The following is a 15215-nucleotide window of genomic DNA, read 5'->3' as shown; positions in this document are numbered from 1 at the left end:
TATATTATTTTTTCATATCAAAAATTTCAAGAGGTTGTCTAGTTGCTGACATAAGATTACGCCAAAATATTGAATTTGCATTCAAATATTTTCTCTTTGAAGTAGCTAACGTAATAGGAACATGAGTATATATATTATTCCAACGACCTATAATCAGATCAGTTTTTCCATTCATCGCTGCATGGACTGCATTTTGCCCTAATAATAAACAATATAATGAATCATTTGGACAAGCTGGAGCACTTCGAATCATATAACTAGGATCAATATATTTCAAATTCACTTCTAAATTTCTAGATTTAAAATATTGTATAATTCGATTTTTCATCCATATACCAACATCTTCTAATTTCACATTATTGGATGCGTCTTTTTCTTGAAGAGCAGCATCTGCTACTAAAATATCTTGAGCAGCACCTTCAGCCATACAAATTACAGCATGATCTCTCGCAAGCAATCTTTTTTCTAATGCAAATAAAAATCCATCTGGCCCATCCATTTTAAATGGTACTTCTGGAACAAAAACAAAGTTGACATCATTCATAGCAAGTGTTGCATTTGTAGCAATAAATCCGGAATGTCTACCCATTAATTTAACCAATCCTATTCCCATAGGAGCATTATCTGCTTCTATACTAGCACTAGTAATAGCATTTACAGCCAAACTAAAAGCTGTCTCAAATCCAAAAGAACTCTGAATATAACTAATATCATTATCAATTGTTTTAGGAATACCTACAATAGAAATTTTTAATCCTCTGCGTTCAATTTCTTCAACTAAACCGTGAGCTCCTTTCAGAGTACCATCACCACCAATAGTAAAAAGAATATTAACATCTAAAAATTCTAGATTATCAACCATTTCTTTAACTTTATCTCCACCACCTCTAGATGAACCTAAAACAGTCCCACCTAAAGTATGAATATCATCAACATATTCAGGATCTAAAGTTATTGGTTTGTATTTATTTAAATTGATTAATCCATTGTAACCATAAAGAATACCTAAAATAGAATGAACACCATATCCAAAATATAATTCTCTAACAATAGCACGAATTACATCATTTATTCCTGGACATAGACCCCCACAAGTGACAATTGCTGCTTTTGTTTTTTTGGGATCAAAAAACATTGTTTTTCTTGGCCCAGCTTTTTCAAAAGAAAATTCAGGATCAGGCATTTGCTTTGTTTTTTCATTGTATATAACATCATAAAGAACTCTTTCATCATCAGCTACAAAACTACAAGATCCCAAATTGAAAGAAGGTGCAGTATGAGTTGCTTTTCCCAAGTCTTTGATAACAAACTGTTTATTCATAATATTTTCCTGTTTTTAATACTTAGGGGTTAAATTACTAAGTACTTTTGGGTATATTTTAATATTATATCTTTTTTTTAATAACTCAGAACTCAAAGATCTTTCAAAAATATTTTGTTTGTAAACAAATACATTCTTCTGAAAATTTTGATCTTGTAGTAATGATTCTGTATTCTTAATATTTTTATTATAAGATTTATCTAATGGTCTAACAACTATTAATAAGTCTTTAGTAAATTTTGGTCTAATTACGGTAGACATTTCCATTACTGATGTCTCAAAAATATTCTTTAATACAATAGGATCTGTAAGTATAGGAAGAGCTAACGCCTCACCCAAAACATTAGTAATAGAACTTTGCAACATATTAAAAGGTTGAGTTGTATGATGTACAGTCCCTAAAATTTCATTAGCAATTAAAGAAAAAGTAGTATTTTCTTTAATTTGTTGATTAAATAATTTAACAGTATTTTTCCATTCTGATTTATATATTTTTAATATTTTATAATAATTCTTTGTAAGATAATCTATTGTAACATCTCTTTGGGTAGAAATTTTTAATTGATCAAAAGATAAAATTGAATTTAAAACAGATATATGATATTTCCCATTATTATAAATAGGATCTGTAATAACAATACTGTTATCTGAATTTTTATTTTTATAAGCTGTCAAAACATCAATTAAATGAGAAAATGTTTCTTTTTGAGCTGTTAATTTTAGGTTATTTTTGATAACAACCTTTTTTGCCCAGTCTTTATTAGTATTGAGTTCCTTGATAGTTTCTTCAACTCCCTTCTCTTTAAGCATATTAATAACACGTCTTGCTTGACCTCTATTTTCTACTTTAAAATCTTGGACTTCTACTTCGTCAAGCCAATCAATAAAATTTTGTTCATAATACTTAGCTTTATCTTCTTCTGAAATTTTCGCCAATAAGAAATTAGTTTGATTTAATACTAATATTTCTGTTGCTATATTGAAATCTTTAAGATTATCAATAACATACATATCAGAAACAGTTGGAGAACTTAATATAGGTATAATACCTAAAGCACCCCTATAATAACTCTCCCCATATTGAAATTCAACAACATTAGCAGGTAATCCCGTATTATTTTGAATTTCTTGTTTCATTTTTAAAGACGGTTTGATTTTCATATCTTCATACAATGAATTTCTAATAAAAGAAGCCGTTGTATTTGTAAGAGTAATATTTTGAAGATATCTAGAATATATTCTAGGATCAATATTTGCACTATTTACTTTCAATTGATTATCAATTCTATCATATTCTAACATATATAAATTACGAGGAGATAGATCTACTTTTCCTATAGATGATTCTAATACTACAGGGTATCCCATACCATTATCATCCCACATTACGCCAATAGTAGAAACGAATGCTATAACTAACATCCATACAAAAGTTTGTAATACAATTTTTGAAAAATATTTTTTATTTATTATTTTATGTTTGTTTTTTGAAGTCACTTTCATTCTTACACCCTTACTTATACTTTGTATTTTATTATCACCATTTTTTTAATGTATTTGAGGCTGAATTCAATCCTGTAAGAATATTTGGTTTAAGAACTTTAATTAATTCTGTAGCCGTTGATTCAATATTAATAATAATATTGTCAATTTTTGCAATCAAATAATTGTAAGCTATCAATGCTGGTATAGAAACAATCAATCCAGCAGCTGTTGTTACCAGAGCTTGAGCAATCCCACCTATTAATTCTTGTGGATTACCCAAGCCTTGTGATGCCAAAACAGATGTAGAAGTAATCATACCCAATACAGTTCCTAATAATCCTAATAATGTAGAGACATTAACTATAGTTGCAAGAATTGGTAAATGTTTATTTAAATTAGGTAATTCATATTTGGCAATATCATCCATTGCTTTTTCCATTTCTTCACGAGAGCGTGAAGCCATATTCAATCCAGCTCTAATAATATTAGAAGCTGTTCCTGGATAATTATCACAAATAGCAATTGCTTCACCAACCTTTAACCCTCTAAATCGCTCTTGCATTTCTTTTCGAATAATATTTGCATTATTCACTACTATATGCAAATAAAACAAGCGTTCAAAAAATACTGCTAATGCAATTATGGAAAAAAGTACGATAACAAACATTACCCAACCACCCTGTAATAAATAATCCATATTACAACCACCTTTAGCTAATTATACCTCCAATATTATATATTATTATTTAATTTTGGTCAAGAATTTAATAATATGTTTTTAAAATATTATTGATTTTAGTAAAATAAAAACACCCTAAAATAGTAGGATGTTTTTATTATATTCGTTATAAAAAGTTATTATTATTTAATTTTCATTTGTAAAGCTAGTTCCACAATGGAAACCACCATCAACAAACATTATCATACCAGAAACCATGGTACTTAAATCTGATGCCAAAAACACAGCTGTTCCTGCAACATCTTCTGGGGTAAGATTTCTTTTTAATACTTGAGAATCAACAGCACCTCTGTACATATCTTTAAATCCTGTAATACCTCTAGCAGCAAGAGTATTAATTGGACCAGGAGAAATAGAATTAACACGGATATTTTTTGAACCTAATTCAAATGCTAAATATCTTACTATAGATTCTAAAGAAGCTTTAGCAACACCCATAGCATTATAATTAGGCATTGGACGAGTTGATCCAATATAAGTCAAAGCTTGTATTGATCCACCCCCTCTTTTTTCCATAAGAGGGGCAGCATATTTTGCTAAAGTAATAAGTGTATATGATGAAATTTGTTGAGCAAGTAAAAATCCTTCCGAAGTAGATTCTGTAATACCACCAGTTAATTCTTCTTTTTTAGCAAAGGCAATAGCATGAACAACCGTATCTATTCCTTTGTATTTTTTATCAATACTCTGAAACATTGATTCTATTTGATCTTCTTTAGTAGCATCTACAGCATACAAATCTGTAATTCCCAGATCTGCACCAATTTTTTCAACACGATCTTGAAGTCCTTCTTGATAACTTAAAATAACTGTTGCCCCTTGTTCTTTAAATTGTTTTGCAATAGCATATGCTATTGATCTTTCATTTAAAACACCTGTAACAAGTGCAACTTTATCTTTTAAAATCATAGATCTCTCCTAAAAAAAATAACTAGCTAGAATTAACTAACTAGTTATTATAACATATTTTTAAAAAAAAATAAAGTTTTAAAGTGCTTCTTCTACAAAAGCTTTCATTTGTACCAATGGAAGAGCACCCGTTGTTGTTTTTATTAATTTTCCATCTTTGAAAAGTAATAAAGCTGGAATACTAGATACTTGAAATTTAGCTGCACTTTCTGGACATTCATCAACATTACATTTTATAACTTTTAATTTACCATCATACTCTTTTGCAATTTGTTCAATGAATGGCCCTATCATACGACATGGAGCACACCAATCAGCCCAAAAATCTACAAATACAGGAGTCGCTGATTCTGATATTTCTTTATCAAAACTTTGATCATTTCCTTTAATTACTTTATCTGACATATTTGCCCCCTATTTATAATAGCTATTACTAAAATTAATTATAACACAAAAATCATCGCTATTCAATATTATTTTTTTCTTTTACAGGTTTTGTATTTCTTTCCCAAAAAACACCTGTATAACCTTGAATGGACTTATCAGTTTCTACTCTATTTAATCTTTTTTCACTTAATAAACAATATTCCATATTTTGTTCTATTCCAGAATATATTCTATTTAATTTTTTAGCAACCACTGCTGTTGTACCCGACCCTAAAAAGGGATCAAATACAAAATTTCCTTCTTCTGAACTAGCTAGAATCAATTTTGCAATTAGTTTTTCAGGTTTTTGTGTGGGATGTTCTGTATTTTCAGGCATAGACCAATAAGGAATAGATATATCATCCCAAAAATTAGAAGGATAAGTTAAGCGAAAATTACCATCTTTGGTCTCTTTCCAATCTTTAGGAACTCCATCTTTTTTATAAGGAGCTATAACTTTTCTTTTTATTTTTACAGCATCTATATTAAAATAATACTTTTTAGAAAAAGTAGCAAACCAAATATCTTCCATTCCATTTTTCCAGTTTTGTTTTGCTCCTCTACCCTTTTCTCTTTGCCATGTAATTCTATTTTGTATAATAAGATATTTAGACATTGTCATATAAATAGCTTGTGAAGATTTCCAGTCACAACAGACATATATAGAAGCAGTTGATTTGAGACAAGGTATTAATTGGACAAACCAACTGTCCAAATATTCAAGATACTCTTGTTCAGATCTTTCTTGAAATTTATTTCCATGATAATTTTTTGAAAGATTATAAGGTGGATCAATAATTAATAAATCTATAAAATTTTTAGGTAATTTAGATATTATAGCTAATATATCTCCTAAAATTATTTTATTAGTGATATTTTTTATAGAAAATTCACCATCTTCTCTTAAGATATTTTTTTCTAAACTTAGCCTATCTTCTTCTGTTATAATTATTGTTTTATTTCTAGAAGACTTTTCATTCATTATATTCCTCAATAAAAATCTCTAATAAATAAAAATCTCTCTATCATATAGTAGAGAGAATATTTATTTATTTATTAGAATTTAAAAATTCTACTATTTGAGCAGCTACTTTAGCTCCACCTGGTTTACATTTATTTGTTTGTTCATTATCATTTATAATAGATTCTGCATAAGGTACACAACCAGGATGTCCACAAGCTCCACAATTAAAATGTGGTAAAATATTGTAAAGCTGATCAATACGCGGATCTATTTCCACATAAAATAATTGTGTTACAAATGAAATTGCCAGACCTAATATCAATGCTGTTCCACTAAGAACAATAGTTCCTACTATTACAATAGAAATATCCATATTTATCTCCTTCTACTCTTTAATTAATGCTAATATTTTTTCAGCTGTCGTATTATGCTTGTGTTCTTGTCCATCACAACCACACATACCACTATCACCTTTACAGGATTGAATTTTTATACCTTTAGCAGCACTCCAAGAAAAAATAAATGCACAAACACTAAAAAAACTTGCTATCCCTAATAAATTATAAATAATATGTACTGGTATAATCATAAAAACTCCTGTTATTTATAATATATTTAATTTATTGCAAATCCACCAAATCCAATAAATGCTATAGATATAATTGTAGCAATAAAAAATGCTAAAGGAGCTCCTTGTATAGCTTTTGGTATTGGTGCATTTTTAACTTTATCACGGATGGCTGTCATCAACACTAGAGCAAACATAAATCCTAAAGAAGCACAAAATGCGTACCACAAAGCTCTTCCAAAATCTAATTTTTCAGAAATAATAATCAGTGCTATTCCTAAAATAATACAATTTGTAGTAATTAATGGTAAAAATACGCCTAAGTTTTTATAAAGTTTAGGTGTAATTTTTTTCATAATTGCCTCTAACATTTGAACACAAGAAGCAATAACAAGAATAAACATCATTGTTTTTAACACTTCCAACCCTAAAGGTAATAGCACTAAATGATATAGAGGCCATGTTAGTAATACTGTTACCATTTGAACACATATAACAGCTAATCCCATTCCTACAGCATCTTCCATTTTATTAGTTATACCAAAAAAAGGACAAAGACCTAAAAATTTAGCAAAAACCATGTTTCCACTTAAAATAGCAGTAATAAATATTATAAAATATGATGATTCAGCCATTTTTATACTCCTTTACTTGCTTCTACTTTTTTTGCAACTGCTGCAGCTTTCAAGGCTGCTACTTTCTTCTTTGATTTCACAATAGTAAACTGTTGTAAAATAGCAAGATAAATTCCCATTACTAAAAATCCTCCAGGAGGTAGTTTCATTAATTGAAGAGGCTCAGGAATAATATGAACTATATTAAATATTGTTAAATATTGTTCTTTTAGAGCTTGATTAATTGGTGTTGGTGTACCAAAAACGTTCACTACATTTATTATTGGATTAGTTATATCTTGCACCACAGGATGGGTAAAATTCAAAACAATACCTATATCTTCTGCCATTTGAAAAGATAAAGTTCCATTACCTAATAATTCTCTAAGAATTGCAATGGATACTAGAGCTGCAGTATAACCTAAACCCATACCTAAACCATCAAGAGTAGATTTCCAAACTGTATTTTTACTCGCAAAAGATTCTGCTCTTCCTAAAATAATACAATTTACAACAATTAAAGGTAGGTAAACTCCTAGTACTCCATATAGAGTTGGAGCATAATATTTCATTAATATTTCAATTATTGTTGTAAATCCAGCGATACCAATAATAAAAGCAGGAACACGAACAGCTGGAGGAATAATATTACGACATAGTGAGATAATAATATTAGAACAAACAAGAACTGATAAGGCTGCTAATCCCATAGCCAATGCACTAGAAACATTTGTAGATACTGCTAATGAAGAACACAAACCTATTAATAATACAAATACTGGATTTTGTGCTAAAAAACCTTTTTCTAATTCTGACCATGAAGAAGGGGTGTCATTTTGTTTATTCATTAGTTTTCTCCCATTTGATAAAGATTAAAAGCTTTGTCAATATTATCAACTATAGCTGACGAACTAAAAGTAGCTCCTGAAATCATATCTATTCCCTTTGAATCCCACTCTGTTCTATCTATAGGTAGTTCATCTAAAGTCTTGTTAATAAATTGACGTTGGAAACCAAATTCAGCTACTCGTTGCCCTAAACCTGCTGTTTCTGTAGTAACATCTAATACACGCATAGCAAGCACTTTATTACCATCCGTACCAACTAAAGCACGGACAGATCCTCCAAAACCACCAGAAGAAACAGAAAAAACTGTCATTACAGGCTCTCCTGTAACTTTGTCTGTTATATAAAATCTTAATAATTCTGGAGTTTCAAAATAAATATTTATTGATGTTTGATCCATAATATTAAGTGCAAGTGTTTCTTCTTTGATCATATTCTTTTGTTCAATGTTATATAACCTTAAACTATCACCTAACATTAATTGAACATCTGCTAAAGGATTTGGTGGCTGATATGTTATATAATATACAAATAAAACACCAAAAGCCATTATACTAGAAAATATAGTTAGATATAGCACATTCCATATATGAAAAATAGGTGAACCAATTGGAGCATCTTTTAACATTTTTTTTCCTTTTTATTATTATTTTTATTATTTATTTACAAATTTATCTGAAAATATCCTTTAAGTATAAGGGATATTAGATCGCATATATAACTTTTATACTTACAGATTAGGTATTAAAAAAAAATTTATAAACAAAGATTCCAGTTAAAAAAACAACTGAGATAATAGCAAGTGTTATCAAAATTTGTTTGATTTGTTGTGCATATTTGTGTTTCGGATTACACAATTGATCAATGAATGGAATTATCAAATTGGAACTTAACAAAGCAAAAGACACACCTTCTGGATAAGAAAAAACTAATCGAATAGATGTTACAATACTTACAAATAATAGAGAATACAAAATTTTTGCCTGTATAGTACGAGGAGAACTAACAGGATCAGTTTCCATGTAAACACAACCTAACATTGCTCCACCTGCTAAAATCCATATCAATGGATCTCCTGCAAAAAGTCCCATAGGGCCTATTGTAGACGGTCCTATACGAGTTGATGCAAAAATCCAACCAAAAATACCCATAAAAAGAACGATTAATGAAGGAACTAAAGGTGATATAACTCTTGTAATTACTAAGTAAAGAAATCCTAATAAAATAGCAAGTTTTGAAGTTTCACCTAATGTTCCCGGCATATTTCCAATAAATAAAGTCCAATAATCAAAAAATTCAGTAAGATTTTCCATACCTTCTGGCATTACTCCACTTTTATACCAATTTTTAACTGTTTCCAAATATGTTGTTCCAGAAAGAACATCGTATGATGTGTTTAGCTCTGTTGTAAATGAATATGGCGCGTGAGCAGGTTGTGCTGCTACAACTTTGTTGTAGAAAGGAAGTGTCTTTACATTTTTAACAAATGTATATTGAGTTGCTTCCCAATATGTTAATCCGGCATATTCCATTAGATTTGGAATAGTTGGTCGAATTGAAGTTGCCCACAATCCAGGAAAACCAGCAACAGGCAGTAATCTTCCTACTACGGCAGGATTTATAGGATTAAATCCAACACCACCAAAAATAATTTTACCTATAGCTATTCCAACAATATTTGTTAGTAACAGAGGGTACAATCCCAAACCAGGTCTCATATTTATAGCAATTACTAATCCTGTTGCTATAGCTGTCAAATCACTCAAAGTAGATTCTTTATGCATAATTTTATTCAAGACAAATTCTGTTAATACTGAAAAAGCTACACAAGCTACAGCTGTTCTCACCATAGCTAAACCAAAAAAATAAAAACCTGCTCCAATAGGAAACATTAATGCAATAAGAAAATGTATCATTATTTTTCTACTTAGCTTTTCTTTATCTGCATAAGGAAATTCTTGTAAGATTTTATCTGAATATGTAGCAGTAGTCATATATCCTCCTATAAAATATTTAATTAATTATTTTGTTCTTTGAATCCAAGCATTATTAGCTTCTGACACAAGTTCTTTACCATTACGCTCTATATATAATATAGAATGTTCCTGTTCTTTATCAAAAACATCTAATAATTCTTTCGATTTTTTTATACCCATTGATAAAAATGTTGTTGCTAATATATCTGTCTCTTCAGCACTACCTTTCAATATAACACTAACAGATGCTAGATTATGTGTCACAGGTTTTCCTGTTTTAGGATTAAAAATATGATGATAGTACTGACCATCTACTTCAAAAAATTGTTCATAATCTCCAGAAGTAGCTATTGCTTCCCCATCATACAAAGTTATTATCTCTTTCACATCACCACCACTAGGATTTCGTATACCAACCTTCCATAGTGTTCCATCAGGTTTTGCTCCATATATTTTCACATTACCACCAGCATTTACAAAACCAGCACTAATATTAGTAATATCTTTAAGCATTCCTAAAGCAACATCTACAGCATATCCCTTTGCTATAGCACCTAAATCTAATTTGACATTATTTTTTAATAAAATACCATCATTAGTAAAAATAATATTGTCCATCCCTGTACATTTTAAAGTATCCTCGATTTCTTGATCTGTTGGAACTCTTTTTTGAATATCTTGAATATAAAAACCCCATAAACGAATAAGGGGATATACCGTGATATCAAATGCTCCATTACTTTGTTGATTTATTATTTTAGAACGAACAATAAAATTAGATACTATTTGAAAAATTTCAGGATTCTTATCTTCTTTAATAAATCCATCTGTATTAAGTGTACCTACGAAACCATCTCCAATTGCAGAAAGATTATATTCAAGATTATCTAAAGTATCCCAAATATGATTGATTTTTGAATTCAATTTGAATTTTGATGTCTGAGAATAAAATACTATATCAAAAGAAGTGTACATTAATTTTTGTTGATATACATATCTTTGATAAGTTTTTGAAGAACAATTAATTAAAAATATAATACAGAAAACAAAAAATATACTACACCTGTTTTTCAAACAAAACCACCTAAATTTATAATTTATAAATGATATATAGTATAAAGTAAATTTAAAAAAATGTAAAGTTCATAAATTTAATATATCACAAATATTTCTAAAACAAATCTCTATTTGATTTTTTCAATTGATTATTTTTTTTTCTCTCTCTATTACCGTTAAATCTTGTTCTAAATATTTATAATGATTTTCTATTTTTACTTCAAAATGAAAGATTCTTAAAATATACAATTCCTTACCATAAATATATTTTATTTTTTTATTATGTTTTTGTAGATTTTCATCTAAATTATACACCATAATGTTACCAACACCTGTATTATTATGTATTGAATTCATAGATTTATCATCTTTTGTCAATTAAAAAAAAATAAGTTGACAATATTACCTAAACTATACTATACTTTGTTACAAAGAAATTATCAATTTAATTCACAAGAATTTTAGATATAAAAATTTATCACAATTAACTATAAATAATATTAAGGAGTATCATATGTTAATACAAATCAAATCAAATCCAGCTCATAAATTTTTCACTACTTATAAATCAACAATTATTTTTATGATAAAAATAATTGTTGGGTCTACAATTATGGCTATTTCTGCACAACTTATTATCCCTACGCCACTTGTATTTATTACAGGTCAAACATTAGGACTTATCATCGTAAGTTTATCTATGGGATCTAAAGCAGCGACAAGCTCTATCTTCTTATATCTTATAGAAGGTGCTCTGGGATTGCCTATTTTTGCATCTGGGACAAGTAGTATTGCTATTCTTTTAGGACCTTCAGGCGGTTATCTCTGGGGCTTTATCCCTGCAGCTTTTGTTATGGGATATTTCGCTGATAAAGGATATCTGACTTCTTTTGTAAAATCTACTATAGCAACTACTCTTGGTATATTTATTGTCTTTTGCTTTGGTTTAGCCCAATTATCCTTTTTTGTTCCAACAAACACATTATTAACTATAGGTTTGTATCCTTTTATGATTGGTGAAATTCTTAAAGTAGCTATTACAGTACTTGTATTACCTATAATTTATCGTTTTACACAAAAATAAAGAATATTTATTCTGTCAAATATTCATCAAAATAGCTCCTAAATTATATAGGAGCTATTTTTCTTTTAAGGATAATTTTTATTAGTGAGTAGTTCTTTTATTAATAAAAAAATTATTAATTACTATTTTTTTTAAATCATAACTAACCATATATAATACAGGAATAAAAAACAAGGTAAGTACTGTTGCAAACAACAATCCGTATGCAATTGCTGTTGTGATAGGTACAATTAAATCTGCTACTCCCTGCAGACCATATATAGAAGGTAATAATCCTACAACAGTAGTTAATGTCGTTAATAAAACAGCTTTCAATCTATTTTCAGCACCCATTATAATTAGTGATATCACATTACTTGTATCGTCTGCTTTATTAATAACTTTATTAATAAAATCTACCATTACAACGGCATCATTTACTACAATTCCACTTAATCCAACAATGCCTACCAAAGACATAAAACTTAATACTTGATTATGAAAATAAAAAGCCCATACAGATCCTATAATCCCAAAAGGGATAGCAATCAGTACAATAAAAGGCTGCAAAGGTTCTTTAAATAGCATTAATAAAATAATATAAATCAGAATTCCAGCTATTAAAAATGCTAATTTAAAATCTTCAAAAGCATTAGCGATAGTAACACTTTCTCCACTTGTCTGTATATCAACATCTGGATATCTATCTTTTATTGTTTCATAATATTTATTGATTTTTTTATTAATTGATGTAGGTGTCGTAATTAAAGGATCGACATCTAAGTATATTTCAACCATTCTTTGCCCAGAACTTCGTAATATATCTTCTTGTCCTTGTACTTCAGATGTTTTGGTAAATAATTTCAAAGGAATTAATTTATTAAAAATATTAGGAATTAATAAATTCTGTATATCTTCTATAGAATTTTTATATTTAGGATCTAAACGAATAATATAAGGAATTTTTTCTTGATGATTTCTCCAAATTGTTGGAACAAAACCAGAAATAGCAATTTTTAAAGTCTCAGAAACTATTTGTGCATCTATTCCTAATTGAGCCATTTTTTGATAATCAAATTCTAATAAAATTCGGCTTTTACCACATAATGAAGAGTGTTCGGGATTAACTACACCATCAATAGTATTAACATAAGTGAAAACTTCCTGCATTGCTTCGATATAATTTTTAGAGCTTGATCCTATTCCTTGTAAAAATCTCATATTTAATGCTGAGGTTATTTTAGGAATCAACCCAAAAGAATCATAAAACACACGAGTGAAATTAGTGGCATGAGGTGAATTACCCACCGCTTCTTGAATAGAATTTAGAATTTCAGTTGCATCTCTATCCCTTTCTGCAAGACTAGATAAATAAATCGCTATCTGCCCTCTATTTGGAGAGAAACCTTGACTTGAAAATGATATAATATGATATTTTCCGATTTCTTCTTTAATAATTGTTCTTTCATGTTCTGGTATAGTATTTTCTACAACTTCTGTTAATTTACTAACAAACTGTTTCATTTCATATCTACTAGTTCCAGCTTTAGCTTCAAGATTTACATATAAACTACTGATTCCTATAGGTTCCATAAAAACAAAACCTTTAAACATATGACTGATCAACACAAGAGTTGCAAACAATATTCCTAAAAATATTAGTATAATAAAATATCTCATTTCAAGAGCTTTCTTTAATAGTTTACCATATTCTTGTTTCCATTTTTCAAACCATTTTTCTTGTTTTTGTTGAACATTTGCTAAAGGTATATGCGACAAATGTATAGGAAGAAAAAATATAGCTTCAAAAAAACTAAATATTAAAGCAATACAAATAACAATAGGTAGTGGTTTTATTATATTTCCTATAGTATCTTGAATTAATAATAAAGGTAAGAAAGCTGCAATCGTAGTAAGTACAGTCACTAAGATGGGAGAAAACACTTCACTGACACCTAATTTTGTTGCTTCTCTAGGTGAATAATCCATATTTCTATATCTATAAATATTTTCAGAAATGATAATACCATGATCAACAAGCATACCCAATACTGTTATAATTCCACATAAAGTAAGCATATTCATAGAAACATTAGTAAAAAATAAAGTGATTACCAGCAAAGAGATCGTAATAGGAATTCCTACAGTTGTCCATAGAGCTGTTCTCCAATCTAAAAATATTAGTAATACTAAAAATACTATTAAAATTCCTATTAAAGCACTTGATTGAGTAAATTTTAAAACAGTATCAATAGATTCAGCTCGCTTTTCAACAACTATCAACTTCAACTCTTTTGGTAGCGTTGTTTTAATTTGAGAGATCATTTCATCTAATTCTTTAGTGAATTTAATAAAATTAACATTTTGTTTTATACGCACACCAAAAAAAACTGCTTTTGAATTATTAATAAAGACATCATTATTTGCTACTTCAAAACCCTCTTCTGTTGATGCTATATCATTTATAGATACCGTTTGTTTTTCAAAGTTAGATCTAAGTATTGTATTTGTAATATCCAAAGGATAGTTAAATCCAGCATCTGTAATAAATATTTTTTCACTATTATTAATATCTAACAAACCTTCTGAACTACTGATATTACGCCGAAACAATGATTTAACAATTTCTTGTAAAGATATATAATATTGAGATAATTTATTAGGATTGATATTTACAAATATTTCTTTTCTTAGTAAACCACTTGTTTCTACGGTATATACATCCTTATGACGCTTGATTTTTTTATTAATAATATCAGCTTCTTGCTGTAATAAATTAAATTGATTCGTATAAGCATCTTTTAATTGTAATGAAAAATAATAAATAGGAATTGATTGTACACCTTCTTCTGTAATAGTAATACGAGCATCTTTTGTGATATTTGGAATATTTTGAAGAGCAGTAAATAATCTTTGTCTATTATTTGCTAAATTTTTATCGATGGGTAACAATGCTTTAATTCGACCATACGCATCATTTGCAAAAGATGTGTATTGAACACTGACATCAAAACTTTGAATAATTTTTTCAAGTGGTACTATAACATCCTGTTCTATCTCTTGAGCAGAAGCTGTAGGATAATAGATATTAATGTGAATAGCATCTGCCTCTACTTGAGGAGCTATTTCTTTTCTAATTCTCCCATTGACAAAAATACCTATTAATAAAATCATTATTATTAATATATTTGTGATGAACATATTCTCTGATAAAAAATCAATTGTTTTAATCCATAGTTGTTTCATAT

16 protein-coding genes are annotated in these 15215 nt (G+C 28.6%); 1 reads left to right on the top strand and 15 read right to left on the bottom strand.

The genetic code is table 11. The features are described 5' to 3' along the window. Nucleotides 1-4 precede the first annotated feature (4 nt). From KFW21_01525 to KFW21_01460, 14 genes are all read right to left on the bottom strand, one after another. Entirely contained in the window at nucleotides 5-1321 is a 1317-nt protein-coding gene (locus KFW21_01525) for an ATP-dependent 6-phosphofructokinase (protein ID MDK2818115.1), read from the bottom strand. Between the two features lie 15 nt (nucleotides 1322-1336). Beyond that, nucleotides 1337-2824: a hypothetical protein gene (locus tag KFW21_01520; protein ID MDK2818114.1), complete on the bottom strand. Its 1488-nt coding sequence runs from the start codon at nucleotides 2822-2824 to the stop codon at nucleotides 1337-1339. A 34-nt stretch (nucleotides 2825-2858) separates the two neighbouring features. Then, the gene (locus tag KFW21_01515) at nucleotides 2859-3503 is read right to left on the bottom strand and encodes a MotA/TolQ/ExbB proton channel family protein (GenBank protein ID MDK2818113.1); all 645 of its coding nucleotides are present in this window, start codon (nucleotides 3501-3503) and stop codon (nucleotides 2859-2861) included. Nucleotides 3504-3671: 168 nt separating this feature from the next. Beyond that, on the bottom strand, nucleotides 3672-4454 hold the full coding sequence (locus KFW21_01510) for an enoyl-ACP reductase (protein MDK2818112.1): 783 nt from the start codon (nucleotides 4452-4454) through the stop codon (nucleotides 3672-3674). Nucleotides 4455-4532: 78 nt separating this feature from the next. After that, nucleotides 4533-4859 (bottom strand): thioredoxin, encoded by a 327-nt coding sequence (gene trxA, locus KFW21_01505; GenBank protein ID MDK2818111.1) that lies wholly within the window; start codon nucleotides 4857-4859, stop codon nucleotides 4533-4535. Nucleotides 4860-4917: 58 nt separating this feature from the next. Continuing rightward, entirely contained in the window at nucleotides 4918-5862 is a 945-nt protein-coding gene (locus KFW21_01500) for a site-specific DNA-methyltransferase (protein ID MDK2818110.1), read from the bottom strand. 67 nt (nucleotides 5863-5929) lie between these two features. Beyond that, on the bottom strand, nucleotides 5930-6217 hold the full coding sequence (locus KFW21_01495) for an RnfABCDGE type electron transport complex subunit B (protein MDK2818109.1): 288 nt from the start codon (nucleotides 6215-6217) through the stop codon (nucleotides 5930-5932). Between the two features lie 12 nt (nucleotides 6218-6229). Then, nucleotides 6230-6433 carry a hypothetical protein gene (locus KFW21_01490; GenBank protein ID MDK2818108.1) on the bottom strand — a complete coding sequence of 68 codons (204 nt, stop codon included), beginning with the start codon at nucleotides 6431-6433 and terminating at the stop codon, nucleotides 6230-6232. 26 nt (nucleotides 6434-6459) lie between these two features. After that, entirely contained in the window at nucleotides 6460-7047 is a 588-nt protein-coding gene (locus KFW21_01485; GenBank protein MDK2818107.1) for a hypothetical protein, read from the bottom strand. 2 nt (nucleotides 7048-7049) lie between these two features. Next, complete coding sequence (rsxE, locus tag KFW21_01480; protein MDK2818106.1) at nucleotides 7050-7874, bottom strand: electron transport complex subunit RsxE; 825 nt, start codon at nucleotides 7872-7874, stop codon at nucleotides 7050-7052. Next, the gene (locus KFW21_01475; GenBank protein ID MDK2818105.1) at nucleotides 7874-8500 is read right to left on the bottom strand and encodes an FMN-binding protein; all 627 of its coding nucleotides are present in this window, start codon (nucleotides 8498-8500) and stop codon (nucleotides 7874-7876) included. The genes rsxE and KFW21_01475 overlap by 1 nt, the downstream gene beginning before the upstream one ends. A gap of 109 nt (nucleotides 8501-8609) precedes the next feature. Next, the gene (locus KFW21_01470) at nucleotides 8610-9866 is read right to left on the bottom strand and encodes an RnfABCDGE type electron transport complex subunit D (protein MDK2818104.1); all 1257 of its coding nucleotides are present in this window, start codon (nucleotides 9864-9866) and stop codon (nucleotides 8610-8612) included. A gap of 27 nt (nucleotides 9867-9893) precedes the next feature. Further along, nucleotides 9894-10922, bottom strand: a complete 1029-nt coding sequence (locus KFW21_01465) for an FAD:protein FMN transferase (GenBank protein MDK2818103.1) — start codon at nucleotides 10920-10922, stop codon at nucleotides 9894-9896. 123 nt (nucleotides 10923-11045) lie between these two features. Continuing rightward, nucleotides 11046-11261, bottom strand: coding sequence for a hypothetical protein (locus tag KFW21_01460; GenBank protein ID MDK2818102.1), 216 nt, complete (start codon nucleotides 11259-11261; stop codon nucleotides 11046-11048). Nucleotides 11262-11418: 157 nt separating this feature from the next. Here KFW21_01460 and KFW21_01455 point away from each other — a divergent pair, with 157 nt between their 5' ends. Further along, nucleotides 11419-11988, top strand: a complete 570-nt coding sequence (locus tag KFW21_01455; protein MDK2818101.1) for a biotin transporter BioY — start codon at nucleotides 11419-11421, stop codon at nucleotides 11986-11988. Nucleotides 11989-12069: 81 nt separating this feature from the next. On the opposite strand, the gene KFW21_01450 is transcribed toward KFW21_01455, so the two are convergent. After that, on the bottom strand, nucleotides 12070-15213 hold the full coding sequence (locus KFW21_01450) for an efflux RND transporter permease subunit (GenBank protein MDK2818100.1): 3144 nt from the start codon (nucleotides 15211-15213) through the stop codon (nucleotides 12070-12072). Between the last annotated feature and the right edge of the window lie 2 nt (nucleotides 15214-15215).

The organism is Spirochaetota bacterium (genome assembly GCA_030154445.1).
Lineage (GTDB): Bacteria > Spirochaetota > Brevinematia > Brevinematales > Brevinemataceae > Brevinema_A.
Note: the sequence above shows the minus strand (reverse complement) of the source record. Positions and strands in the feature narration are given on the sequence as shown.